This window comes from Alcaligenes sp. Lyrl_28 (assembly GCF_051948705.1).
GTDB lineage: Bacteria > Pseudomonadota > Gammaproteobacteria > Burkholderiales > Burkholderiaceae_B > Alcaligenes > Alcaligenes ammonioxydans.
The window spans coordinates 51,193-74,919 of sequence record NZ_JAYJLG010000006.1 but is presented as its reverse complement, the minus strand read 5'-3'; the positions used below and the strand labels follow the sequence as shown (position 1 = coordinate 74,919).

Genomic DNA, 23,727 nt, shown 5'->3' with positions numbered 1-23,727 from the left:
ATGTATGACACAAAACAGATATCGCCAGTCCGGTCTCTTTTATTTGTAGACAGCTGTGCTTAAGATGAGGGAATTGTTTATTTTGGTGTGTGGTCTTCTTATGGCGGAACAATCATGGCAGCCTTAAGGCATCGTCTGACAGCATTGTTTGAGCCCCGTTCGGTATTGGTCGTATCCACATTACCCTTGCCGCTTATCAAGGATGTGCCGGGGCGGCTGGCGGGCCGCATTACCCAGGCCCGTATTACGGCGACCCAGGTTATCGTGCCCGACCGGCTTGAAGGGCTGACAGGTACACAGCGCCTGGATCTGGCGCTGGTCTGTATCGAGCCGGTGCGCTTGCCGCAGGTGCTGGATGCGATTCGCGTCCACAAGCCCCGAGTGGTGCTGCTCTTGCCCTCGAATCTGGCCTCCCGCGATCCCATGGAAGACATGGTGTATGCCCGATCCTGGGCGCGCATCAATAATTGCCTGGTGCTGGGGCCGCGCGCGTTTGGAATACAGCGGCCGCATCTAGGCATCAATTTGAGTCATGAGCCACAAATGGCGCTGGCGGGCCGGGTGGCTCTGGTGTCCCAGTCACGCTCGATTACCTCGGCCTTGATGGACTGGGCTGAAGATGTCAGCCTGGGCTTTTCTGCCATTGTGTCCGTCGGGGACGAGGCCGTGATCGACGTGCCTGAAGTGCTGGAGTATCTGGCCATGGACCCACGCACGGACAGCATCGCCTTGTATCTGGAGCACACACCGGCCTCGCGTCGTTTTACCAGCGCTTTACATGCGGTGGCGGCGGTCAAGCCAGTGGTGGTCTTGAAAGTTGGCGCCCAGCGTCAGCAGGGTGAGGCGCACGAGGCCGTGTTCAATGCCTTGATGCGGCGTGTGGGGGCGGTACGCATACGTTATTTTGTGCAGCTGTTCTCGGCCCTGAAAGTGCTGGTTTACACCCGTCGCCCCAAAGGGCGGCGCATTGCCCTGTTCTCTAACGGCAATGGGGCTGCGCAGATGGCCCTGGATGTGTTAGGGGCGGATGCTGCAGTGACGTGCCCGGAACTGGCACCCTCGACCCAGCGAGCCCTGGATAACCTCCTGGCTCCTGGAGATCAGGTTCAGAACCCGGTGGTGACCTATGTGCCATTGACGCCCATGCGCATCGATTCGGTTATTTCCACCTTGCTCGATGACAAGGATATCGACGGCGTCCTGGTCTTGCTCACGCCCGATCCGCTGGCCGACATGCCGGCCGTATCCCGCGAGCTGGCCATGTTGTCGGCCAGTGCGCGCAAACCCATCATCACTTGCCTGATTGGGGACGCGGATATGCGCCCCTTGCGTCATTTGCTCGATGGCGTGGGCACGCCTGCTTTCCGTACCCCGGATACGGCTGCCAACGCCTTTGACCTGCTGGCTCGTTATCACTACAACCAGCATTTGTCACAGCAAACCCTGCCGCCTTTGCCGCTGGGCACTTTGCCAGAGGTGGAGCCTGCCCGTGAGCTGGTACGGCAGATTCAAAGTGAGCGCCGTGAAGCCAGCGAGCAGGAGTGCCGTGATCTGCTGCGTTATTTCCATGTTCCCGTGATTGATCTGCGGGTGACCCACGATCAAGGCGAGCCCGACCCGGATGTGCCGTTGATGGGGATTCGCTTTGAGACCGATGACAAGCTCGGCCCTTATGCCGTTTTTGGCGCAGCCGATCATGCCGATTGGCTTTCATCGTCTTATCCCGCGGTCGAATTGCCTCCGCTGAACCGGTATCTGGCGCGCCAGCTGGTCGAACGTAGCCCCCTTTGGCGCAAGAGCCTGTCCTCGCAACTGACGCCTTTGGTCCTGACGCAGCTTTTGCAGGTCCTGGAACGCTTGTCGGACTTGATGAGCGAGCTGCCCGGCGTGCGCCGGGTTGTGCTCGATCCCATCATGGCGGGCGAGAACAGCCTGTATATCAAGAGCATCTCAATCTCGCTGAGCAGGCAGTCCATGCTGGTGCTGCCCGAGACGGCGGGCTACCGCCACATGGCGATTCATCCTTATCCGCGTCACATGATCGAGCGGCGCCAGTTCAAGGATGGACAGCGCTGGACCTTGCGGCCTATCCGTCCGGAAGATGCCGAGGCCCTGCAGACGTTCATGCGGGGCTTGTCGGATGAAAGCCGCTACATGCGTTTCGTGTCCATGCTGCGTGAGCTGACCCCACGGATGCTGTCGCGCTACACCCGTATCGACTACGACCGGGAGCTGGCGCTGATTGCAACCGTGCGTTCCCCCAATCCGGACAATCGTAACCATCCCCGTGACGAAATCATTGGCTTTGCCCACTATTTGCGTAACGGTGATGGACGGGGGGCGGAGTATGCGCTGGTCATTGGGGACGCCTGGCAGCGTCGCGGCCTGGGTGTGACCCTGATGGAGGCGTTGATTCAGGCCGCCGCCGAACAGGGCCTGACGTACATTGATGGTTATGTGCTGGCCTCCAATACGCCCATGCAGGCCCTGATGAAGCGGTTGGGCTTCCAGAACGACGCAGACCCGGAAGATCCCAGCATGCGTCGGGTCTGGCTGGATCTGGGTGAGACGCGTCGTTCGGACTAGGCACAGGCATGCCGCTCCTCGTTTAACGGGAAATACCCGTTTAATTGTCCCCTTGATGTCCCGATTCACTCAACGGTGACGGGTCTATGATGCGCTGGTGCTGGCAGCCAGTACGCATGGTGCGGGCTGCTGTCATCTGCATGGAGGATGCCCGCCAACGATGGCATCCCATACCGGGGACATAATGATGCGATTGATGCTGGCTGCCTGGCAGCGATGGATGCTTGGTTTGCTCTTGGTGCTTGGCCTGCTGGGCTGCTCGGGGCAAACAGGGATGACACCAGAGAACAACCATTACGAGTTTTCCATGGAGAACGACTTCCTGGAAATGCGAGATGGCGTACGTTTGGCAGTGACTTATTACCGGCCACTGGCCCGCTCTCCGGATGAGAGCTTTCCGGTCATCCTGGAGATGCTGCCGTATCGCAAGGACGATTTCTTCGCCTTGGGCGACTACGATTACGGCTCCTACTTTGCGAAACGCGGTTATGTGCTGGCCCGGGTCGATGTGCGTGGCACGGGAGGCAGCACCGGGCCGGTTCCTGTCAGCGAATATTCCGCCGCCGAGATTGCCGATGCCCAGGAGCTGATTGATCAGCTCTCCCGCAAGCCCTGGTCCAACGGCAAGGTGGGCATGTACGGCCTGTCCTGGAGCGCATTCAACTCTTTAATGACGGCCCACAGAAAACCGCCGGCGCTCAAGGCGATTATTGCGGCCCATGGTTCGACCGATCTGTTCTACAACGATGTCCACTATATTGACGGCGCCTTGCATATCGACTCGTATGCGCACCAGATCGATACCGATAATGCCATGCCGCAAAGTCCGGATTACCGGATTGACGAGGCCTACTTCAAGAACCGCTTTGATCGTGAACCCTGGATTTTTACCTGGTTACGTCAACAACAGGATGGCGAGTTCTGGCGCGCGCAGTCTCTGGCCTTCAAGCAACAACCTTTGGAGGTCCCGGCCTATTTGATTGGGGGGCTGCTCGATGGCTATCGCGATTTTGCACTGGATGTCAGCCGTACCTCCACGGCGCCCGTCATTGTGGAAATGGGGCCCTGGAACCATGCCTGGCCGGAATACGGCGTACCGGGCCCCAACTATGAATGGCGCCAGAAGGCATTGCGCTGGTGGGATTACTGGCTCAAGGGCATTGACACCGGGATCTTGCAGGAACCCGCTCGCATGGCTTTCATGCGTACCGGTCATGCGCCCGCTACCGATCTGAAAACCGTACCTGGTTATTGGCGTTGCGATGCACAGTGGCCGGTGCAAGGGGCCATTACTGAACGTCGGTATCCTCAAGCAGGGCAAGGGCTGTCGCCTGCGCCCGCCGCATCCGGCCTGGCCCAGACCTTGCGTTACAAGGCGGGGGCAGGGCTGGCTGGCGGCGGCTGGTGGGGCGAGCAGACCGGGGATATGGCGGCCGATGATATGCACAGTCTGGTCTATGATTCCGCGCCTTTGACAGAGGCTATGGAAATTATGGGCATGCCCCAGGTGCGCCTGAAAGTGGCAGCCGATGCACCCTTCTACCAATGGAGCGTGCGCCTGGAGGATGTGGCCCCGGACGGGCGCGTTTCACTGCTCAGCGGAGCGGTCATTAATCCTTCGCAGCGGTTTTCGCGCTTGGAGCCTCAAGCCCTGGTGCCGGGAGAACCCACTATCTTGAATACCGCCATTCACTTTACAACGTGGCGCTTCAAACCTGGTCACCGTATCCGCCTTGCAGTGAGTAATGCACAGTTCCCCATGATCTGGCCTAGTCCGACGCCGGGGGCGACCAGTCTGTTTACGGGTGTGGATACCTGGGTGGATTTGCCGGTTGTGCCCCTGCGTGACCAAGGGTCCCAGGCCTGCCGGATGTCACCGCCCCAGGCCAGCGAAGCGGCTCCGTTCGGACGTGTGATTGATTCGGATGGCCCTGTCTTTAGCAGTACCCGTGATGAGGAGACGGGGGATTCGAGTTTTACCGCCAGCAATGAACTCAGTTGGGTCCTGCATGACAATCTGTACCGTTCCCAGGAGCGCTACCGCTGGGAGGTCAATGACGCCCGCCCTGCCCAGGCGCGTTATCAGGGCGAGCGGCGCAACCTCTTTACCATCAAGGGACGGGAGATTGATTTGTTGGCGCGTGCCAGGATCGAGTCCGATGAGTCTTATTTTTATCTCACTTTCACGCGGGAACTGAAAGAGGACGGCATGTTGGTTCGTGAGAAAACCTGGCAGGAGCGAATCGCCCGGATGTATCAGTAATCAGCAAAGGCTGAAAAAAACACCGCTGCAATTGCAGCGGTGTTTTTGTTCCATGGTCCTGTTAGCGCAGGACTTGTCTGAGGAATCCGCCGATGGCGCTGATTTCTTCCGGACAGACTGCGTGGGGCATGGGGTAGACATTCCATTGCACCTGATAGCCCATTGCCTCGAGCTGCTGGCGGCTGGCTTCAGCACGGCTGAGGGGGACGACCGGGTCCATGCTGCCGTGCGCCATGAAAATGGGGGTATTCTGGTTGGCGGGATGACGCTCGGCTTCGACGGCATGGGCCAAAGGCAGGTAGCCCGACAGACAGAGCATGCCCGCCAGACGCTCGGGCAAGCGCAGGCCTGTTTGCAAGGTCATGGCGCAGCCTTGGGAAAAGCCGGCCAGCACAATATTTTCGGTGGGGATACCACGGGCGTTTTCACGGGCGATCAGGTTCTGCACTTCGATCTGTGACTGACGCAGACCACTTTCGTCCTCGCGGCGCACCAGATCCGCCACATAAATGTCGTACCAGGAACGCATGGCCATGCCACCGTTGATGGTGACAGGCTGGATGGGGGCATGCGGGAAAATGAAACGAATGGCCGGAGCGTCTTGCAGGCCCAGCTCGGGCACGATAGGGGCAAAATCATGGCCGTCGGCGCCTAAACCGTGCAGCCAGATAATGGCATGCTGGGGGTTGGCACCGGTTTCAATCTCAATCGACTCAAGCAGAGGGTTCATGCGGACTCCGAAAGATCTACCAAGGTCTTGATGTACTGGTACAGGGCACGGTAGTGTTTGCGCTGCGGGTCCTGGCCTTGTGCCAGTGTGGAATTTTTCTCCGCTTCTTTGCGTGCGGCACGAATCAGGGTGCGCAATTGCTGGATGTCGGCCCCGGAAAACTCATTCATGAATTCGGTCAAAGCGTCGTCATCACGCAACAACAGGTCGCGCAAAGCCTCCAGCCTGTGCATGGCACGGGTTTCTTCTTTGGAGCCATTTTCCCAGACATCCAGTTGTTTCAGGATCGGCTCAGGGTCCACATTGCGCATGAGCTTGCCCACATAGTGGATCTGGCGGCGCCGTCCTTCCCGCGCCGTTGGGCTGATGCGTTTGGCATCCTTGATGGCGGCCAGTAAGGGCTCGCCCAGATCTAACTGTTTGAGTCTGTCGTCCGAGAGCTCAATCAGGCGTTTGCCCAGATCGAGCAGAGCGTGCATCTCGCGTTTTACCTGCGATTTGCTGGGACGGTCGTAACCGTTTTCATCGATTTCAGTGCGTGGACGGGCCATAAGAAGTGAAATAGCAAAGATTGTCGCCAATTGGCTATGATAACCGCCTAACCCTCAAAGAGTAGCAATGAGTCATCCAACTATTTCTCAATTGTCGATCAGTGCCAATCAGTTCCAGTTTTGTGAATTGGTGGACGAGGCGCTGCGGCATGCCAAAAAACTGGGCGCCAGTGATGCTGCCGTCGATATCTCCGAAAACAAGGGCCTGGCGGTCTCCGTGCGTCAGCTGGAACTGGAGACGGTAGAGCAGACGCAAGACCGCTCCTTGGGTGTGACCGTGTTTGCGGGCCAGCGCAGCGGCTCGGCCTCCACCTCCGATTTTTCCGTCAAGGCGCTGCGTGAGACGGTGGAGGCGGCCTGGCATATTGCCCGCTATACCGCTGAAGATCCCTTTGCCGGTTTACCTGAAGCAGACATGCTGGCGCAGCAGTATCCCGACCTGCATTTGCACCATCCCTGGCTGCTGGATGCTGATCAGGCTGCCCGACTGGCTATCCGCGCCGAGCAGGCCGCGCTGGAACTGAGCCCTCTGATCAGCAATTCGGAAGGCGCCTCGGTCGATACGCTGGAAGGACATTTTGTGATGGGCAACAGCCGCGGCTTTCTGGGCGGCTACCCCTACAGCCGTCATTCGCTCAGTGTCAGCCCTATTGCTGGCAAGGGTGACAATATGCACCGCGATTACTGGTACAGCAGCTCGCGCGATCCATCCCGTCTGGCCAGTCCCGAATCGGTCGGGCGTTACGCGGCCGAGCGTACCTTGTCGCGCCTGTCGGCGCGCCGTATTCCTACGGGTCGCTACCCAGTCCTGTTCGAGGCTCCGCTGGCTGTGGGCCTGATCGGCTCTCTGGTGCAGGCCACCAGCGGGTCGGCCCTGTATCGCAAAACCAGTTTTCTGCTCGATTCGCTGGGCAAGACCGTCATGGCCAAGCACATTGATGTGCTGGAGCGCCCGCATCTGGCAGCTGCCATGGGTAGTGCGCCGTTTGATTCGGAAGGCGTGCTCACGGCGGACCGCGACGTGGTGCGTGCTGGCGAGCTGAAAGGCTACTTTTTGTCGTCGTACGCGGGTCGCAAGCTGGGTATGCCGTCCACGGGTAATGCCGGTGGTTCACACAACCTGCTGCTTAGCTCGCGGCTCACCCGCCCTGAGGATGATCTGGATGCCATGCTCAAGAAGATGGACCGCGGCCTGCTGGTGACCGAGCTGATCGGTCAGGGAGTCAATTACCTGACAGGTGATTATTCGCGGGGCGCATTTGGTTACTGGGTGGAAAATGGCCGTATTCAGCATGCGGTGGAGGAAGTGACCATTGCCGGTAATCTGGCTGAGATGTTTGCCCAGATCGTGGCTGTGGGGGCGGACACCTTTGCCGCCGGCTCCAAGCGCACGGGCTCGATTTTGATCGAACAGATGTCGGTAGCCGGCGCCTGATCTGTTTGCCGTGCCAGTGCCTGGTCTGTCCTTAACGGTGCCGCAAGCCGCCAGACCGGCGAGGACGCGGTTTCCCTATGAGGGTTGGGGGGGCGTTTTTGATGAAAGTGCCTGCCCAATGTGCCAGATCAAGGAGCCGACGATCAAAGCCCCGATTTGCGGGATAATCCGGGCTTTCGCAGCCCCCCATTCGGGTCGCGCCAGTGTACTATCCCTAGCATAAAAATATTTCCCGGTTATTGAATCCCCACAAGGAGCTTATTCATGCAGCGTCGCTCGTTTCTGAAAAAGGCAGGTCTTGGTGCGGTCGCCAGTACTGCCGCTATTGCTGCCCCTGCTATTGCCCAGAGCAATCCCAAGGTTAATTGGAAGCTGACATCGACATACGGCCCCGCCACCCCGGCGCTGTTTTCGACCGCTCAGGCGTTTTGCAAGATGGTGGAAGAGGCCTCGGATGGCAACTTCAATATCCGTTTGTACCCGGCCGGTGAAATCGTTCCCGGTTTTGGTGTGATGGATGCGGTCAGCAACGGCACCGTTGAGTGTGGTCAGACAGCTTCGTATTACTACTACGGCAAAGATCCATCGTTCAGCTTTGATACGGCAGTGCCATTTGGGCTGAACGCGCGTCAGATGAATGCCTGGATGCAGGAAGGCAACGGGACGAAACTGCTGCGTGAGTTATTCGCGACCCGTAACATCATCAACTTTTCCTTCGGGAATACCGGCACCCAGATGGGCGGCTGGTACCGTAAGGAAATCAATTCCCTGGAAGACCTGAAAGGTCTGAAGATGCGTACGGCCGGTTTTGCCGGTGAAGTGCTGGCCCGTATGGGTGTGGTGCCTCAGCAAGTGCCGCCGGGCGATATCTACCCATCGCTGGAAAAAGGCACGCTGGATGCCGTGGAATTCGTCGGTCCCGTGGATGACGAAAAGCTGGGCTTTCAGAAAGTGGCCAAATACTACTACTACCCCGGTTGGTGGGAAGGTTCGGCGCAAGTGTCGCTGTACGTTAACGACGCCGCTTTCCAGGCACTGCCCAAGCAATACCAGTCGCTGATTGAAATTGCGTCGCGTGCTGCCGGCGAGCGCATGCTGTGCCAGTACGACGCGCAAAGCCCAGGCGCCTTGCGTCGTCTGATCGCCAGCGGCGCCATTTTGAAAGCCTTCCCGCGTGATGTGATGGATGAGTCCTTCAAAACAGCCAATATCGTGTACAAGGAATTCTGCGACAAGGACCCCATGTTCAAGAAGATTCACGACGATTACATGGGTTTCCGCGATGCGCTTGTGCCTTGGTTCCGCGTGGCCGAAGGCTCCTACGACAACTACCTGGGCATTGCTCTGGCAAACCAGAAAAAAGGCTGATCCCAGTATCGGAGTCCGGGCAGAGCACTCTGTTCGGGCTTGGCAGGTCCAGCTTGTTCACCCCTGTTTCCCGGTTGGAAGCAGGGGTTTTTTTATTGGCTGGTGCTCTGGGGCACGGGGTGGGTCTGATCAGTGGATCTAAAGGTAGGGAGGCTTTTTGGAAGGCGCCGCAAGAGAGTGTTGCGTTGAGGTGGAAAAATACTCGCAGCCTTGCTGGAGCGTGCGCAGAGATGAAACCCGTGCTTTCTTTTTATGAAGCGCGGCCTGGGTGTGGCAAAAAATCGGTGCTTTCGTACAAAACCCTCGTGTTTTCCACTATTTATGTTATTATGGCGAGCTATTTGGCAGAAATGCACGGGCGGAATATAACGTCTTGGCAGGGTCAAATAGAGCTGCCTTGCTTGAAAAAGCGGGTGGACTGTAGGGGTTAGGCATGTTGCCTTGACCCGAAATTTTAATATTTAGGAACCATCATGAAGACCTTCGTGGCCAAGCCGCTTGAAGTCAAACGTGACTGGTTTGTGATTGACGCTAAAGGCAAAGTCCTTGGTCGTGTGGCCAGCGAAGTCGCACGCCGCTTGCGTGGTAAGCACAAACCCGAATATACCCCTCACGTTGATACCGGCGATTACATCATTATCATCAACGCTGCTGACATTGCCGTAACCGGTAACAAGGCACAGGATAAGAAGTACTATCGTCACTCGAACTACCCAGGCGGTATTTACGAAACCAACTTCCAAACCATGCAAGAGCGCTTCCCAGGCCGTGCCATCGAAAAGGCCGTCAAGGGTATGTTGCCAAAGGGCCCTCTGGGCTACGCCATGGCCAAGAAACTGAAGGTTTACGCTGGTGCCGAGCATCCTCATAGTGCTCAACAGCCTAAAACTCTGGACATCTAAGGATAGGTCATGATCGGTAACTGGAATTACGGTACGGGCCGTCGCAAGACCTCCGTCGCTCGTGTCTTCATCAAGAAAGGTTCGGGCCAAATCGTGGTCAACGGCAAGCCTGTTGACGAATACTTTGCTCGCGAAACGGGTCGCATGATTGTGCGTCAGCCTCTGGTGCTGACCAACCATGTTGAATCCTTCGACATCAAGATCAACGTGCATGGCGGCGGCGAAAGCGGCCAGGCCGGTGCTGCCCGTCACGGCATCACCCGCGCTCTGATCGACTACGACGAAACACTGAAGACGGCTCTGAAACAAGCTGGCCTGGTGACTCGTGATGCTCGTGAAGTTGAGCGTAAGAAAGTCGGTCTGCACAAAGCACGTCGCCGCAAACAGTTCAGCAAGCGTTAATTCGCCTCGCGACCTGTTTATGGTGCTCAAAAACCCCGGACCTGTCCGGGGTTTTTGTTTGCTGGCTACATTTGTCCTGCTTTACCGGGTCTGCTGCTTGAGAACAGGCAGGACTACGTTAAGATAGAATTTTTGCTTGTCTCTCTTTCAGGAAAGTTCATGGCTACACATAGCGATACCCGGATCAAGGTAGGGATTGTCGGCGGTACAGGTTACACCGGGGTCGAGTTGCTGCGTCTGTTAAGTCAGCACCCTCAGGTGGAACTGGTCGCCATCACCTCGCGCAAAGAGGATGGCGTGCCGGTTTCGGATATGTATCCGAACTTGCGTGGCCATGTGGATCTGAAATTCTCTACTCCTGAAAATGCCAATCTGGAACAGTGCGACGTGGTGTTCTTTGCCACTCCCCACGGTGTTGCCATGAGCCAGGTCGAGCGTTTGCTGGCTGCAGGCGTGCGTGTGATCGACCTGGCAGCGGACTTTCGTCTGCAAGATACGGACGTGTTCCAGAAGTGGTACAAGATGGAACACAGCTGCCCCGATATTTTGAGCCAATCGGTGTATGGTTTGCCCGAGCTGCTGCGCGACAAGATCTCTCACGCCAAGGTGATCGGTAACCCCGGCTGCTATCCCACTACGGTTCTGCTGGGCTTGGCTCCCTTGCTGGAAGGTGGCAAGGCGCTGGTTGATACTCAGCACCTGATTGCCGATTGCAAATCCGGTGTGTCCGGTGCTGGCAAAGGGGCTTCGGTTCCCAATCTGTTTGCGGAAGCCAGCGACAACTTCAAGGCCTATGGCGTGTCGGGTCACCGTCACCATCCGGAGATTGTGGAGCAGTTGCAGCGTTTGGCCGGCGGCCCGGTTGGTCTGACCTTCGTGCCCCACCTGGTGCCCATGATTCGCGGCATGTTTTCCACGATCTATGCCCACATCAAGCCTGAGGCGATGGACACGGACTTCCAGGCCCTGTATGAGCAGCGCTACGCGCAGGAAGCGTTTGTGGATGTGTTGCCGGCTGGTACCCTGCCTGAAACCCGTTCGGTGCGCGCTTCCAACCAGCTGCGTATTTCCGTGCAGCGGCCCGGTAACGGCGATCAGCTGATTATTCTGGTGGTGCAGGATAATCTGGTGAAGGGTGCTTCTGGTCAAGCCGTGCAGAATATGAATATCCTGTTCGGCCTGCCAGAACAAACTGGCCTGAATCACGTTGCCATTCTGCCTTAAGGGGAACTTGGTCTTGGTGAACAGGTCAAATATCCATGACTGAATCACCACAAACCACGACTCAGACTGCCGCTCCTTCCCGTGCGCGGGGCGGAGCGTCTGTCATTGCACTGGCGGTATTGGCGGGTATGTTATTGGGTGGCGGTGGCCTATGGCTATACCGCAGCCTGACCCAGCCTGCAGACCAGTCTGAACAAATTCAGTTGGCGATGCAGAATCTGGCACGTAGTCAGCAATCCCTGCAGCAGATTCAAAGCGAATTTGAGGTGCTGCGCGGGCAGTTGGTGTTGGAGGAGAGCACACGCAAGGGGCTGGAAAAATCCTTGCTGTCCACTCAGACCGAACTGGCGCAAACACGCGAACAGCTGGCTTTTTACGAACAGTTGCTGCCCCCTGGCCCCAGTGGTTCCATTACGGTTCGTGCCCTGGAGGTCAGTAAGAGGGGAGATCTGCTGGAGTATAAAGTCCTGCTGCAACGTAACGCCCCGGAAGGAAAGCCATTTTCTGGTCGCCTGCAGTTTCAGCTGACCGGGCGGCAAGACGGAAAAAACGTTAAAATCGATTTAACACCCAGTTCCGGGCCAGATTCGGGGCTGGCAGAGTCGTCTGTAGAACAGACTGATCCTTTGATCTTAAACTTTAACCAGTTTCAGCGCGCTATGGGTTGGCTGGCGTTGCCGCCAGGCTTTGAGCCCACCGCCTTGACGCTGAATGTTCTGGAAGGAAGCGTTATCCGCGCTTCTCGCCAGGAAAAAATCGCCCAGCCAGACTAATCACCTTACCCGCGGGTGGTCATGTGCAAGGCGATCACATGATAATTATTCATGCCGGCGGGGGCCGGCAGGAGAACCACATGAGCACTCTTACCGAATCCGTTGATCTGCAAGCCCCTCCTTCCCCTCTGATCTTTACCGATTCAGCGGTTGAGAAGGTCCGTGAGCTCCTGATTGAAGAAGGCAGCCCCGAACTGAAGCTGCGCGTCTTCGTGCAAGGTGGTGGCTGTTCCGGCTTCCAGTACGGCTTCACTTTTGACGAACTGGTTAACGACGACGACACCATTATTGATAAAGACGGCGTACAACTGCTGGTTGACGCCATGAGCTTCCAGTACCTGGTGGGCGCAGAGATTGATTACAAAGACGATCTGGACGGTGCTCAGTTCGTTATCCGTAATCCTAATGCGACAACGACCTGCGGCTGCGGCTCTTCCTTCACGATGTAAGAAGGTGGCGTCAGCGCTGGTCGTTCAGCGCTGATCGGCTTTAGCAGGATTTGTACACAAACACCCCAGACTCTGAATGCAGGGTCTGGGGTGTTTTAGTTGTGCGCGTGAGCATATCGTGTTTGATGAATCTGCGCATTTCCGGGCTCTGTAGCAGGAGCAGGCGAGGTGGATAGTTCCGTGAATGAGGGGAGCGCGGGCGGGAGAACGTGCTTGAGGCTTGGGATGCTTGAAGTTGGGATGGATGAGTGCCTGTCATTTGTTTGTCAGGGTTTCATCTTGCGGGGCTGTGCCTGATCAGATGCTTCAGGGCACTAGCGTTATCGGATTGCCTCTTGTGTCAGGGGCGGGGTGCCAGCGTTTGTCAGGCCGGATAGCAAGCGCCGAGTACGGTTGCGCGACGTGCTCCGGTTACGGCAGGCAGCCCCGCAGGAATACGTTCAACATGTGCATAAGCCAGCCAGGCAAAGGCCAGGGCTTCAATGGACTGCGGGTCCATGCCCAGTTCGGCGCTTGAGCGGATGGGCATGATGAGTTGATCGCCCAGGCGTTTCAGCAAGACCGGATTGGCCGCGCCGCCGCCACATACAATCAATTCCTGCACCTGAGCGGCGTAAGGCTGGATAGCTTGCGCAATGGTATGCACCGTCAGATCCATCAGGGTGGATTGCACGATGGCCGCTGAAAGCCCACTATTGGGATCAACCAGATCCAGATGCTTTTGCAGCCAAACCAAATTGAACAGATCACGGCCCGTGGATTTAGGGGCGGGCAGCGCAAGCCAGGGTTCGCTTAACAGGCTGGCAAGCAGGGCAGGATCAGACGTCGCGCTATTGGCCCATTGACCGTCCTTGTCATAAGGCTGGCCTTGATGTTTGTTCACCCAGGCATCCAGGAGCATGTTCGCCGGGCCGGTATCAAAGCCAAACACCTCACGCCCGGGCAGTAGCAGGGAGATATTGGCAATCCCGCCCAGATTCAGAATGACGCGGCCGTGCTCGTGACGGAAAAGCGCCTCATGGACGATAGGCACCAAGGGTGCCCCTTGGCCGCCCGCGGCAATATCCCGGCTGCGAAAGTCTGCAATCACATCTATGCCGCAGCGCTCGGCAAGCAGGGCAGGGGCGTTCAGTTGCAGGGTGTAGCCCTGGTCAGCTGCATGGCGGATGGTTTGGCCGTGTACGCCAATCGCGCGGATCAGTTTTTTTTCTGCGCCTTGGGTCCAGGGCAGGCACGCCTGGGCGTAGAGTTCGGTCAGTTGCACAGCGGCAATGCTGGCACGCGCTAGCTCATTGTGTCCCGGGTGTTGCAAAGCCAGCAGCTCGGCTCGCAAAGCGGCCGGCATGGGCAGGCTGCGGGTTTGGTGTATCTGTGCCCCCTGTGTGCCGAAGGAAGCCAGCACGGCATCCACACCGTCCATGCTGGTCCCGGACATGAGTCCGATATACAGGGGGGCTGACATGGCGCTTAACGGCTGGCCAATTGGACGGGCTCAGCGTCCGTATGCAGCAAAGCGAAGCTGTCCTGATAGGAGGCCAGGGTTTGCTGGAACTGCTTGCGTTGGGGGGCATCCAGAACACGCGCGACAGGCAGATCTACCGACAAAGGATCAACGGCTTTTTGCGCAATACGGAATTCGTAGTGCAGGTGCGGGCCCGTTGCCCAGCCCGTCGACCCCACATAGCCGATCAGTTGACCCTGTTCGACACGATCGCCTTTGCGCAGCCCGGCCGCAAAGCGGCTTTGATGGGCGTACAGCGTGGTGAACTGGCCGTGGTGCTTGAGAATGATGGTGTTGCCATAGCCATTTTGACGGCCAATGAACTCAACGGTGCCATCGGCTGTGGCATGAATGGGCGTACCCGATGGGGCCGCGTAGTCCACACCGTTGTGGTCACGCCAGCCACCATGTACGGGATGGCGACGACCGCCAAATGTGGAGCTGATGCGGGTGAATTTCAGGGCGGTGCGCAGGAAAGCGCCTTTAAGGCTTTGGCCGCTGAAATCGTAGTAGCCGCCGCTGCCGTTTTCGGGCTGGAACCAGGCCGCTTCATGAACTTTGCCCTGATTGATGAACTCCACTGCCAGCAGGCGACCCGAACCTACGTCCTGCCCTTCATGGCCGTAGGATTCGTAGACCACGCGGAAGCTGTCGCCTTTGCGCAGGTCTTTCAGAAAGTCAATCTTGCTGCCCATGACATCGGCCATTTGCAGCGTGATGTTGTCGGGGATGCCGGCTTGGTCGCTGGCGCCAAACAGCGAGCTGTTGATGGTGGCCTGGGCGACACGTACCCGGGTCTGGGTCTGGTCGCTTTGCTCCTCAGCGACAAAACCGCCTTGCCCGTTGGGCCGAACTTCCAGCCAGCGGGCCTGGCCCTGACCGGATTGCTCGGAATACGGGGTGTGGCGGTAGCGCAGCCATTGCAAATTGCCATTGGCATCCAGCGCTGCCTGCACGGTACGACCCGGATAGAGCTTGTAGATTGAGCGCGCCTGCTTGTCGTGAGTCAGAAACTGCAGTAAACCCTCTTCGCTCACCTGCATGCGCTGCAGCAGGGCGGACAGGGTATCGCCACGGCGAATGCGGGTTTCCGTGACGTAGGCTTGTTGATCCTGGGCTTGCAATACCGTCAGATCCGACGGCAGGGTCAAGGCAGTGCGGGCTTGGTAAATCTGGGGCTCGGGGCTGCTGGGCATCACCACGGCCAGGGCGCCGGCGGCGACAAAGGAACCCAGGGCCAGCGTGACCAAACCAGTGCGGATAATGAGGGCTCGGGCGAACCGAGGCTGGTGGATGTTAAGGTGGGAGGAGGAGCGTTTCCCTTTGCTGAACATAAAACCAGAACCTTGTTGGACGTACGGTTTACCGTCCACCCGGTTTGCAGGCGGAGGTCAGTTGTACTGGGCGGACAGAACATTCCAGCCCTGGCGATCTGACCTGCGCGGGAATGATAAAATAGGGTGGTTTACGAAACCTTGCTCATTAATTAAGCACGTCTCGCAATAGCAGGCTATCCTAGCGCATTAGGCTTAATTTTTCGAGCATTTTTACTCATTAGTTTGTCACCAGATTTGTTATGTCATCCCCCTCAGAGCCCCTTTCTCCAGAAGTCCTGGCTGATTTAGCCATCGTCAAACGCGGCTGCGACGAATTGCTCGTCGAATCCGAGTTTGCCCGCAAACTGGCGCGCAGCCATGCAACAGGGCAGCCGCTGCGGATCAAGCTGGGTCTGGACCCCACGGCTCCTGACATTCACCTGGGGCACACCGTGGTGCTGAACAAGATGCGCCAGTTGCAGGATCTGGGGCATACCGTTATTTTCCTGATTGGCGATTTTACCTCCACCATTGGCGATCCCAGTGGGCGCAACACCACCCGCCCGCCTTTGACGCCCGAGCAGGTCATTGCCAACGCCAAGACTTATTACGATCAGGCCGCGCTGGTTCTGGACCCTGCCCGCACCGAAGTTCGCTATAACTCGGAATGGTGCGACAAGCTCGGCTCACGTGGCATGATTCAATTGGCTTCCCGTTATACCGTGGCACGCATGATGGAGCGGGACGACTTCACCAAACGCTTTAAGGCCAATCAGCCTATTTCGGTACACGAGTTTTTGTATCCCTTGTTGCAAGGCTACGATTCGGTTCAATTGAAAGCCGATGTGGAATTAGGCGGTACCGACCAGAAGTTCAATTTGTTGGTGGGACGTGAATTGCAAAAAGAATATGGGCAGGAGCAGCAATGCATTCTGACCATGCCTTTGCTGGTGGGTTTGGACGGCGTGGAAAAAATGTCCAAATCCAAAGGCAATTACATTGGTATTAGTGAAACGCCGGACTCGATGTTCGGCAAATTGATGTCCATCTCCGATACCTTGATGTGGCGTTATTTCGAGCTCTTGTCGTTCCGTAGTCTGGAAGACATTGCCGGCCTGCAAAAGCAGATCGACCAGGGCCGGAACCCGCGCGAGGTCAAAGTGGAGCTGGCACAGGAGATCGTCACGCGTTTCCACAGCGCCCAGGCTGCGGCCCAGGCACTGGAAACATTTGATGCCCGTTTCCGTCGGGGCGAAATGCCCGAGGACATGCCCGAGGTTACGGTGGCCGGTGAGCTGGCCTTGTTGCGCGTGTTGCGTGAAGCAGGTCTGGTCGCCTCCAGCAGCGAGGCCCAGCGCAATGTGGAGCAGGGCGGCGTACGCATCAATGGTGAGCGTGTGGACGATAAGGGTTTGCAACTGGAGCCGGGCAGCTATGTGCTGCAAGTAGGCAAGCGCAAGTTTGCGCGGGTCACCTTGACCGGCTGATTGATTGTGGAGGTCTGCAATGAAACTGCGTAGTGATTCTTTTCAAGATCAGGGCATCATTCCCGAGCGTCTGGCTTTTTGCCGATACGACGCACAGTCGAGAGTTGCATTGGCTGGTAATGCCAATCCGCATCTGGAATGGTCCGATGTTCCCGAGCAGACCCAATCCTTTGTGGTTATTTGCCACGACCCCGATGTCCCCAGTAAACCGGACGATGTGAACCAGGATGGGCGCGAGGTGCCGGCGGATCTGCCCCGGGTGGATTTCTTTCATTGGGTGTTGATCAACATCTCCCCCCAATTGCGGAGTCTGGCCGAAGGTTCGTACTCCAAGGGTATTACGCCACGCGGTAAAGCCGGCCCTTTGGCGCTGGATGATACGCGCCAGGGTGTGAATGACTTTACCAACTGGTTTGCCAGCGATCGCGACATGAACGGTGATTACTTTGGCTACGATGGCCCGTGTCCGCCGTGGAACGACGCCTTGCCACACCGTTATGTCTTTACGGTCTACGCGCTGGACATTGCCGAGCTGCCTCTGGAGGGGCGCTTTAACGGCCAGGATGTACTGCGTGCCATGGAAGGACACATTCTGGCTCGTGCGACCTTGACAGGTCTGTACACCCTGAATCCCCGTTTGATTCAGCAATCCTGATTCCCCGGGGCGGACTATTTGAGTTTTATTCATATTCTCTTGAGTCCGCCCGTTGCCGCCTAACGTTATTTCCGCATTTTATGGGGTTTCTGCCACCGGAGATGTTTGTCTCGGTGGTTTGATGCGCTTCCGCGCTAAAATGTTGCTTTCTTAGTTTGCTACCTACTTTATCCTTAGGAACCCTCATGTTTGACCGTTCTGCGACTCTTGACAAAGTTGATCCCGATCTTTGGGCTGCGATTCAAAGCGAAGATGTGCGCCAGGAGCAGCACATCGAGCTGATTGCCTCGGAAAACTACACCAGCCCTGCCGTGATGCAAGCCCAGGGCACACAACTGACCAATAAATACGCGGAAGGTTACCCTGGCAAACGCTACTACGGCGGTTGTGAGTTCGTGGACGTGGTCGAGCAATTGGCTATTGATCGTTTGAAAGAACTGTTTGGCGCCGAGGCCGCCAACGTCCAGCCCAACTCCGGCTCGCAAGCCAACCAGGGCGTGTACATGGCTGTGCTCAAGCCCGGTGACACTGTGCTGGGTATGAGCCTGGCCGAAGGCGGTCACCTGACCCACGGTTCCCCGGTGAATGCCTCGGGCAAGCTGTACAACTTTGTGTCCTACGGTCTGGACGCCAACGAAGAGCTGGACTACGAGGAACTGGAGCGCTTGGCCAAAGAGCACAAGCCCAAGCTGATCGTGGGTGGTGCTTCGGCTTATTCCCTGCGCATTGATTTTGAACGCATGGCGCGCATTGCGCATGAGAACGGTGCCCTGCTCATGGTGGACATCGCTCACTATGCCGGTCTGGTTGCAGGCGGGGTGTACCCCAACCCTGTGCCTCACGCTGACTTCGTGACTTCGACGACGCACAAGTCGCTGCGTGGCCCTCGTGGCGGCGTGATCATGATGAAGGCTGAGCACGAGAAAGCCATCAACTCGGCGATCTTCCCCGGCATTCAAGGCGGCCCCCTGATCCACGTCATTGCGGGTAAAGCCGTGGCGTTCAAGGAAGCGCTGGCCCCCGAGTTCAAGACTTACGCTGCTCAAGTCGTGAAAAACGCCGACGTACTGGCTCGCACCCTGGTCGAGCGCGGTCTGCGCATCGTCTCTGGCCGTACCGAAAGCCACGTCATGCTGGTGGACCTGCGTCCCAAAGGTATTACCGGTAAAGTGGCTGAGGAGGCCCTGGGCAAGGCGCACATCACCGTCAACAAGAACGCCATTCCGAACGACCCTGAGAAGCCCTTTGTCACCAGCGGTGTGCGTCTGGGTACGCCTGCCATGACTACGCGCGGCTTTAAAGAAGCCGAGGCGGAATTGACGGCACATCTGATTGCTGATGTACTTGACAACCCTCACGACGAAGCCGTTTTGGCAGATGTTCGTCGCCGTGTACACGAGCTGACTGCCAAGTTGCCCGTCTACTCCTCCAAGTAATCCAGCCGGAGCGGGCCGCAAGGCCCGCGATTCTGAATGAAGTGTCCGTTCTGCCACCATGCCGATACCCAGGTGATCGATTCCCGAATCACCGAAGAAGGCGACGCCATACGGCGACGTCGTAAATGCTCGGCCTGTGAACGGCGCTTCACAACTTACGAGCGTGCTGAACTGAGCTTGCCCGTTGTGGCCAAGCGCAATGGCACCCGTATGGATTTTGACCCCGCCCGCTTGCGGGCGAGCATGGGCGTTGCGTTGCGCAAACGCTCCATCCCCATGGCGCAAGTCGATGCTGCCGTGCAGCGCATCGAAGAAAAACTTCAACTGACTGGCGAGCGTGAAGTCTCCTCGGAGACTATCGGTGAACTGGTCATGGCCGAACTCAAGCAGTTGGATCAGGTGGCGTATGTGCGTTTTGCCTCGGTCTACAAGAGTTTTAAGGACATCCGCGAGTTTGTAGAGGCGATCGACGAAATGAACGATCCCGACCGCGGCTAAGGCTTATGGTCGAACAAGAAGACGTCGTCTGGATGCGGCAGGCTCTGAAGCTGGCCGAGCAATCCCTTTATATCAGTGCCCCCAATCCCCGAGTCGCCTGTCTGATTGTGCGCGACGGCCAGTTGTTGGCTTCAGGCTCCACACAGCAGGCTGGTGGACCTCATGCAGAAGTGATGGCGTTGCGACAGGCGGCAGAGCGAGGCGTGAACGTGGCCGGCGCGACGTTTTATGTCACCCTGGAGCCTTGCAGCCATCATGGGCGTACGCCTCCTTGTGCGGATGCGCTGGTCAAGGCGGGAGCTGGGCGCGTGGTCTTTTCCATGTACGACCCTAACCCTTTGGTGGCAGGCAACGGCGTCTCACGCTTGCGTCAGGCGGGCATCTCTGTGGATGGCCCTGTGTGCGTCGAGCAGGCGCTGGCGATCAACGCCGGATTTTTTGCTCGTATGACACGCGCACGCCCCTGGTTATGGATGAAGATGGCCGCCTCACTGGATGGTCGCAGTGCCTTGCCGGATGGGCGATCTCAATGGATTACCGGACCGCAGGCCCGTGATGATGGTCACCACTGGCGCGCTCGCAGTTGCGTTGTCTTGACCGGCATCGGTACGGTGAACGCGGATAATCCCTTGATGAATGTGCGGGCGGTTTCCACTCCCCGGCCGCCTATCAAAGCCGTGCTCGACACCCATTTGCGCCTTGACCCCAAGGCTGCCTTGCTGGATGGCACCTTGTGTTGGGTATTCAGCCATCGTCGCGATCCCGAGCGTGAGGCTGAGTTGGCAGACCGCAATGCTCAGGTTATTCCCATGCCTTTGCACGAGGGCCAGGTGGATGTGTGTGCCATTCTGGATTGGATGGCCGAACAACAGATTAATGAAGTTCATGCAGAGGCGGGAGCACGACTTTCGGGGGCATTGATTGATGCTGGCGTGGTAGACCAACTGCTGATGTATCTGGCCCCTAAAATTTTGGGGCAGGGCCGCGGTGTGGCGGACATTACGGCTTTGTCGGGCCTGGAGGATGTCGAACCTTTCGAGTTCACCGACGTGCGTCTGCTGGGTGCTGACCTGCGTATTCTTGCTCGTCAGCGTGATCACTGGGATGCTTTGTTGCGTGCGGTGGGCGGGGCTTATCCTCCCGATTCGGAATAAGCCGTTTCCCCCCTAAGTCGGTGTGCTCAGGCGTATGAGCAAGAAGCCGATGAAAGCGGGGCGACAGACTCAAGTGCCCGTATCACTCGCTCAATAGTGTCACTTTGCCTGGGCCTTGAGCGTGAGCCACCTCTCCAGTACGGCCTTGCCAACAATTCGTCCAAGAAAAAATTGAATGCTTGCGTTACAAGGACAAGTGCTGCTATTATTATGGACTTGGCATTAGCAGCTTCACATTGCTTGGCCAAAGAATAATTAGGACAGGTGGCCGAGTGGTTGAAGGCGCACGCCTGGAAAGCGTGTATACGTTTATAGCGTATCGGGGGTTCGAATCCCCCTCTGTCCGCCAAGAATTAGATCTGAAAACCCGCCCAGCGCATCGCTCGGCGGGTTTTTTATTGTCTGTAGGGTTTGAAACGGGACCTAGTCTTGCATTCACGGGCTTGAAAGGGGTGGGGGGCGGGGCGTTGGGAGTGCCCGTCTGTCTGATGCGCTGATAAACAGGTAGCCGGAAGGGTGAAGCTGCTGCTCTTTTTGCATTTGTTTTGCTGACATAGGCAAACGGTTTTGCTCTGATTTTTTTCTGATGCTTATGGCCCGACAGGCGTGGTGGGATTGCGAGGCCCTGCAGCAAAGCGATCAGACCACGTTCAAGTCACGGGGTTTTGACGTTAATTATGTAGAAATATTATTAATTTTTTTTGCTGCTGCTTTGTGATTATTTTTGTTTTCCATTCAATGTGTTTTGTTGATGGGTTTTCACATTTTTGGATTTATAAAAGAGCTCAAACAACGGTATAGTGTCGTCTTTGCGGATACGCCGTATCCGGTACCGCTTGATCTGTGCGATGAGCATTATTTAGCCGTCTATCTGTATGGTTTTTTTGAATTTTTAAAATTAAAAGTCTATAGGCTATTCAGAGCTCTCTTCATGTTTATCGCTTATCCTGCTTTCGGATTGTTGACTGGTACGTTTCATTTCTCACACTGATCTTGGTTTTTAAGAATTGGGGTTCAGCCCAATTAAGGACTCTACTTATGTCGCATTATTTTAAAGCTCTTGCCATCTCTAGCGTCATCGGTATGCTGGCAACCGGGGCACAGGCCGCAACGGTGAAGGAAGTGTTCAATGGGGAAATGCTGGGTACGAATCAGCGGTACTTTGAATCGATTGCCGGGATACCGCGCCAGTCTTATGGAGACTCACATGTTTTCCGCGTGCAAGGGTGCGACATCACAGCCACCATCAACAATGGTGCAGTGGCTTCATTGAGTATGGAACTGGGCGGCCAATGCCAGGCCAATTTGGGCACATTTATCGGCGATTATGCGCCGCCGGCAGGGCAGACATTAACGCCGGGAGCCTTTGAAGAGTCTTCGGGCGGAGGCCTGAGCTATCTTGCCGATTGCCTGTCTCTCTGCGGCAATGCCGCTGATCCCTCGGTCTATGCCTTGTGGGAAGGGCCCCGGGCGGCGGGGTTTATGGAAGTGATGCTGGAGGTGGTTCTGGTAGACGGTGATGCGCTGGATGCGGCCAGCCTCTGGCAAGGCCATATGACTAAAGCGGCGGGAGAGGATTTTGTCATGGACACACGCTTTAATTGTGACCGGCGCTTTGATGCTGAGGCGCATCAAGCATTTAAAGACGTCAAAGTGACTGCGGTAACGATAGGCCACGGCTTGAGCACGCCTCGCTGCTAAGGTCATTGCGACTATAAGCTGTGACTCTGGCCCTCGAAGCCGAATGGTTTCGAGGGCTTGGTTCATGACGGGAATCGCTCAGCCCCGTGTACCTTATCGTTAACAGGGCCAGGCAAGGCCGTGAAAAGCGAAATGGCGCTGTTCAGGCGGTGTCACCTTTTAAATGCTTCTTTGATTCACCCGCCTGGATAATTCCTGCGCCGTTTCCTTGCGTTCGCTGTACCTATCCACCAGATAAGCAGCGCAGTCGCGCGTCAGCAAGGTGAACTTCACCAATTCTTCCATCACATCCACCACCCGTTCATAGTAGGACGAGGGCTTCATGCGGCCTTCTTCGTCAAACTCCAAAAAGGCTTTGGCGACCGAAGACTGGTTGGGGATGGTGATCAGACGCATCCAGCGGCCCAGCCCCCGCATCTGGTTCAACGCATTAAATGACTGGGAGCCACCAGATACTTGCATCAGCGCCAGTGTTTTGCCTTGAGTCGGGCGAATCGCGCCAATACTTAACGGTATCCAGTCAATTTGTGCTTTCAGGACGCTAGTCATGGCGCCGTGTCGTTCGGGCGAGGTCCAGACCATGCCTTCAGCCCACTGCACTAACTGACGCAGCTCCTGTACTTTGGGGTGGTCATCTGTCGCGCCCTCAGGCAGGGGCAGGCCCTGTGGGTCGAAAACCCTGGTTTCTGCTCCCATTGCTTCCAATAGTCGTGCGGCTTCCCAGGTCAAAAAGCGGCTGTAGGATCGTTCCCTCAAGGAACCGTACAACAGCAGGATGCGAGGTGGGTGGGTTGCACGATCCTTGGGCAGCAGTTCTGCCAGATCCGGGACTCTGAACGCTTGTTCGTCCAGATGGGCTAAGTCAGCTTTATTCAATTCTTTGTCCGTGTTCATCAATGATGGCTTGGCCGTCCTCTTTGCGAAAGGCTCCTTGTTGTGGTCGTGGAAGTATTTCCAGTACCTGTTCCGAAGGGCGGCACAAACGTGTGCCCCGTGGTGTGACGACAATGGGCCGGTTGATCAGAATGGGATGCTCCAGCATGAAGTCAATGAGTTGTTCATCAGTCCACGTAGGATCGCCTAAATGCAGTTCTTCATAGGGCGTTCCTTTCTGTCGCAGAATCTCGCGCACGCTCAGACCGCAATCTCGAATCAGTTGAATCAGGGTATCGCGCTCGGGCGGCGTTTTCAGATACTCGATGATGGTGGGTTCTTGTCCGCTATTGCGAATCAGGGCCAGTGTATTTCTGGAAGTGCCGCAAGCGGGGTTGTGATAGATGATGATGTCTGTCATGG

The 23,727-nt window shown here is 56.9% G+C and carries 21 protein-coding genes and 1 tRNA gene; 16 read left to right on the top strand and 6 right to left on the bottom strand.

Translation table 11 applies throughout. The features are described from left to right. Positions 1 to 114: 114 nt before the first annotated feature. The gene (locus tag VF694_RS13980) at positions 115 to 2,586 is read left to right on the top strand and encodes a GNAT family N-acetyltransferase (RefSeq protein ID WP_440164709.1); all 2,472 of its coding nucleotides are present in this window, start codon (positions 115 to 117) and stop codon (positions 2,584 to 2,586) included. Positions 2,587 to 2,770: 184 nt separating this feature from the next. Next, a complete protein-coding gene (locus VF694_RS13975) occupies positions 2,771 to 4,849 on the top strand; it encodes a CocE/NonD family hydrolase (RefSeq protein ID WP_440164708.1) in 2,079 nt (692 codons plus the stop codon). 61 nt (positions 4,850 to 4,910) lie between these two features. On the opposite strand, the gene VF694_RS13970 is transcribed toward VF694_RS13975, so the two are convergent. Then, positions 4,911 to 5,579, bottom strand: coding sequence for an alpha/beta hydrolase (locus VF694_RS13970; RefSeq protein ID WP_003801843.1), 669 nt, complete (start codon positions 5,577 to 5,579; stop codon positions 4,911 to 4,913). After that, positions 5,576 to 6,130, bottom strand: coding sequence for a ribosome biogenesis factor YjgA (gene yjgA / locus VF694_RS13965; RefSeq protein ID WP_003801841.1), 555 nt, complete (start codon positions 6,128 to 6,130; stop codon positions 5,576 to 5,578). The genes VF694_RS13970 and yjgA overlap by 4 nt, the downstream gene beginning before the upstream one ends. A gap of 67 nt (positions 6,131 to 6,197) precedes the next feature. Between yjgA and pmbA the strand changes: the two genes are divergently transcribed. From pmbA to erpA, 7 genes are all read left to right on the top strand, one after another. After that, positions 6,198 to 7,565, top strand: coding sequence for a metalloprotease PmbA (gene pmbA / locus VF694_RS13960; RefSeq protein ID WP_003801840.1), 1,368 nt, complete (start codon positions 6,198 to 6,200; stop codon positions 7,563 to 7,565). Between the two features lie 264 nt (positions 7,566 to 7,829). Then, on the top strand, positions 7,830 to 8,933 hold the full coding sequence (locus VF694_RS13955) for a TRAP transporter substrate-binding protein (RefSeq protein WP_003801838.1): 1,104 nt from the start codon (positions 7,830 to 7,832) through the stop codon (positions 8,931 to 8,933). Between the two features lie 473 nt (positions 8,934 to 9,406). Continuing rightward, positions 9,407 to 9,835, top strand: coding sequence for a 50S ribosomal protein L13 (gene rplM / locus VF694_RS13950; protein ID WP_003801836.1), 429 nt, complete (start codon positions 9,407 to 9,409; stop codon positions 9,833 to 9,835). A 9-nt stretch (positions 9,836 to 9,844) separates the two neighbouring features. Beyond that, positions 9,845 to 10,237 carry a 30S ribosomal protein S9 gene (gene rpsI / locus VF694_RS13945; RefSeq protein ID WP_003801832.1) on the top strand — a complete coding sequence of 131 codons (393 nt, stop codon included), beginning with the start codon at positions 9,845 to 9,847 and terminating at the stop codon, positions 10,235 to 10,237. 159 nt (positions 10,238 to 10,396) lie between these two features. After that, entirely contained in the window at positions 10,397 to 11,461 is a 1,065-nt protein-coding gene (gene argC / locus VF694_RS13940; protein ID WP_003801830.1) for an N-acetyl-gamma-glutamyl-phosphate reductase, read from the top strand. 35 nt (positions 11,462 to 11,496) lie between these two features. Continuing rightward, complete coding sequence (locus VF694_RS13935) at positions 11,497 to 12,234, top strand: DUF6776 family protein (protein ID WP_003801828.1); 738 nt, start codon at positions 11,497 to 11,499, stop codon at positions 12,232 to 12,234. An 80-nt stretch (positions 12,235 to 12,314) separates the two neighbouring features. Then, positions 12,315 to 12,683, top strand: coding sequence for an iron-sulfur cluster insertion protein ErpA (gene erpA / locus VF694_RS13930; RefSeq protein ID WP_003801826.1), 369 nt, complete (start codon positions 12,315 to 12,317; stop codon positions 12,681 to 12,683). Positions 12,684 to 13,047: 364 nt separating this feature from the next. On the opposite strand, the gene VF694_RS13925 is transcribed toward erpA, so the two are convergent. Next, positions 13,048 to 14,145 carry an anhydro-N-acetylmuramic acid kinase gene (locus tag VF694_RS13925; RefSeq protein ID WP_440164705.1) on the bottom strand — a complete coding sequence of 366 codons (1,098 nt, stop codon included), beginning with the start codon at positions 14,143 to 14,145 and terminating at the stop codon, positions 13,048 to 13,050. Positions 14,146 to 14,150: 5 nt separating this feature from the next. Then, positions 14,151 to 15,518, bottom strand: a complete 1,368-nt coding sequence (locus tag VF694_RS13920) for a M23 family metallopeptidase (RefSeq protein WP_003801822.1) — start codon at positions 15,516 to 15,518, stop codon at positions 14,151 to 14,153. A gap of 242 nt (positions 15,519 to 15,760) precedes the next feature. Between VF694_RS13920 and tyrS the strand changes: the two genes are divergently transcribed. The 7 genes from tyrS (at position 15,761) to VF694_RS13885 (ending at position 22,431) form a co-directional block, all read left to right on the top strand. Next, positions 15,761 to 16,987: a tyrosine--tRNA ligase gene (tyrS, locus tag VF694_RS13915; protein ID WP_003801820.1), complete on the top strand. Its 1,227-nt coding sequence runs from the start codon at positions 15,761 to 15,763 to the stop codon at positions 16,985 to 16,987. A 19-nt stretch (positions 16,988 to 17,006) separates the two neighbouring features. Further along, positions 17,007 to 17,642, top strand: a complete 636-nt coding sequence (locus VF694_RS13910) for a YbhB/YbcL family Raf kinase inhibitor-like protein (RefSeq protein ID WP_003801818.1) — start codon at positions 17,007 to 17,009, stop codon at positions 17,640 to 17,642. Positions 17,643 to 17,827: 185 nt separating this feature from the next. Next, positions 17,828 to 19,078 carry a serine hydroxymethyltransferase gene (gene glyA, locus VF694_RS13905; RefSeq protein WP_003801816.1) on the top strand — a complete coding sequence of 417 codons (1,251 nt, stop codon included), beginning with the start codon at positions 17,828 to 17,830 and terminating at the stop codon, positions 19,076 to 19,078. 36 nt (positions 19,079 to 19,114) lie between these two features. Then, positions 19,115 to 19,576, top strand: coding sequence for a transcriptional regulator NrdR (gene nrdR, locus VF694_RS13900; protein ID WP_003801815.1), 462 nt, complete (start codon positions 19,115 to 19,117; stop codon positions 19,574 to 19,576). A 5-nt stretch (positions 19,577 to 19,581) separates the two neighbouring features. Then, on the top strand, positions 19,582 to 20,730 hold the full coding sequence (gene ribD, locus VF694_RS13895) for a bifunctional diaminohydroxyphosphoribosylaminopyrimidine deaminase/5-amino-6-(5-phosphoribosylamino)uracil reductase RibD (RefSeq protein WP_003801810.1): 1,149 nt from the start codon (positions 19,582 to 19,584) through the stop codon (positions 20,728 to 20,730). A gap of 258 nt (positions 20,731 to 20,988) precedes the next feature. Continuing rightward, positions 20,989 to 21,079 (top strand) — tRNA-Ser (locus VF694_RS13890). Between the two features lie 689 nt (positions 21,080 to 21,768). Further along, entirely contained in the window at positions 21,769 to 22,431 is a 663-nt protein-coding gene (locus VF694_RS13885; RefSeq protein ID WP_440164704.1) for a hypothetical protein, read from the top strand. Positions 22,432 to 22,590: 159 nt separating this feature from the next. Here VF694_RS13885 and arsH read toward each other — a convergent pair whose 3' ends face one another. Together arsH and arsC are read right to left on the bottom strand one after the other, a co-directional pair. Next, positions 22,591 to 23,325, bottom strand: a complete 735-nt coding sequence (gene arsH, locus VF694_RS13880; RefSeq protein WP_440164702.1) for an arsenical resistance protein ArsH — start codon at positions 23,323 to 23,325, stop codon at positions 22,591 to 22,593. Then, positions 23,300 to 23,725 (bottom strand): arsenate reductase (glutaredoxin), encoded by a 426-nt coding sequence (gene arsC / locus VF694_RS13875; protein WP_003801804.1) that lies wholly within the window; start codon positions 23,723 to 23,725, stop codon positions 23,300 to 23,302. Before arsC ends, arsH begins: the two co-directional genes overlap by 26 nt. Positions 23,726 to 23,727: the final 2 nt, after the last annotated feature.

Bases quoted from the DNA above. Each gene is read 5' to 3' on its own strand.
- VF694_RS13980 (WP_440164709.1), top strand. From the start codon at position 115: ATGGCAGCCTTAAGGCATCGTCTGACAGCATTGTTTGAGCCCCGTTCG.
- VF694_RS13975 (WP_440164708.1), top strand. From the start codon at position 2,771: ATGATGCGATTGATGCTGGCTGCCTGGCAGCGATGGATGCTTGGTTTG.
- VF694_RS13970 (WP_003801843.1), bottom strand. From the start codon at position 5,579: ATGAACCCTCTGCTTGAGTCGATTGAGATTGAAACCGGTGCCAACCCC.
- yjgA (WP_003801841.1), bottom strand. From the start codon at position 6,130: ATGGCCCGTCCACGCACTGAAATCGATGAAAACGGTTACGACCGTCCC.
- pmbA (WP_003801840.1), top strand. From the start codon at position 6,198: ATGAGTCATCCAACTATTTCTCAATTGTCGATCAGTGCCAATCAGTTC.
- VF694_RS13955 (WP_003801838.1), top strand. From the start codon at position 7,830: ATGCAGCGTCGCTCGTTTCTGAAAAAGGCAGGTCTTGGTGCGGTCGCC.
- rplM (WP_003801836.1), top strand. From the start codon at position 9,407: ATGAAGACCTTCGTGGCCAAGCCGCTTGAAGTCAAACGTGACTGGTTT.
- rpsI (WP_003801832.1), top strand. From the start codon at position 9,845: ATGATCGGTAACTGGAATTACGGTACGGGCCGTCGCAAGACCTCCGTC.
- argC (WP_003801830.1), top strand. From the start codon at position 10,397: ATGGCTACACATAGCGATACCCGGATCAAGGTAGGGATTGTCGGCGGT.
- VF694_RS13935 (WP_003801828.1), top strand. From the start codon at position 11,497: ATGACTGAATCACCACAAACCACGACTCAGACTGCCGCTCCTTCCCGT.
- erpA (WP_003801826.1), top strand. From the start codon at position 12,315: ATGAGCACTCTTACCGAATCCGTTGATCTGCAAGCCCCTCCTTCCCCT.
- VF694_RS13925 (WP_440164705.1), bottom strand. From the start codon at position 14,145: ATGTCAGCCCCCCTGTATATCGGACTCATGTCCGGGACCAGCATGGAC.
- VF694_RS13920 (WP_003801822.1), bottom strand. From the start codon at position 15,518: ATGTTCAGCAAAGGGAAACGCTCCTCCTCCCACCTTAACATCCACCAG.
- tyrS (WP_003801820.1), top strand. From the start codon at position 15,761: ATGTCATCCCCCTCAGAGCCCCTTTCTCCAGAAGTCCTGGCTGATTTA.
- VF694_RS13910 (WP_003801818.1), top strand. From the start codon at position 17,007: ATGAAACTGCGTAGTGATTCTTTTCAAGATCAGGGCATCATTCCCGAG.
- glyA (WP_003801816.1), top strand. From the start codon at position 17,828: ATGTTTGACCGTTCTGCGACTCTTGACAAAGTTGATCCCGATCTTTGG.
- nrdR (WP_003801815.1), top strand. From the start codon at position 19,115: ATGAAGTGTCCGTTCTGCCACCATGCCGATACCCAGGTGATCGATTCC.
- ribD (WP_003801810.1), top strand. From the start codon at position 19,582: ATGGTCGAACAAGAAGACGTCGTCTGGATGCGGCAGGCTCTGAAGCTG.
- VF694_RS13885 (WP_440164704.1), top strand. From the start codon at position 21,769: ATGTCGCATTATTTTAAAGCTCTTGCCATCTCTAGCGTCATCGGTATG.
- arsH (WP_440164702.1), bottom strand. From the start codon at position 23,325: ATGAACACGGACAAAGAATTGAATAAAGCTGACTTAGCCCATCTGGAC.
- arsC (WP_003801804.1), bottom strand. From the start codon at position 23,725: ATGACAGACATCATCATCTATCACAACCCCGCTTGCGGCACTTCCAGA.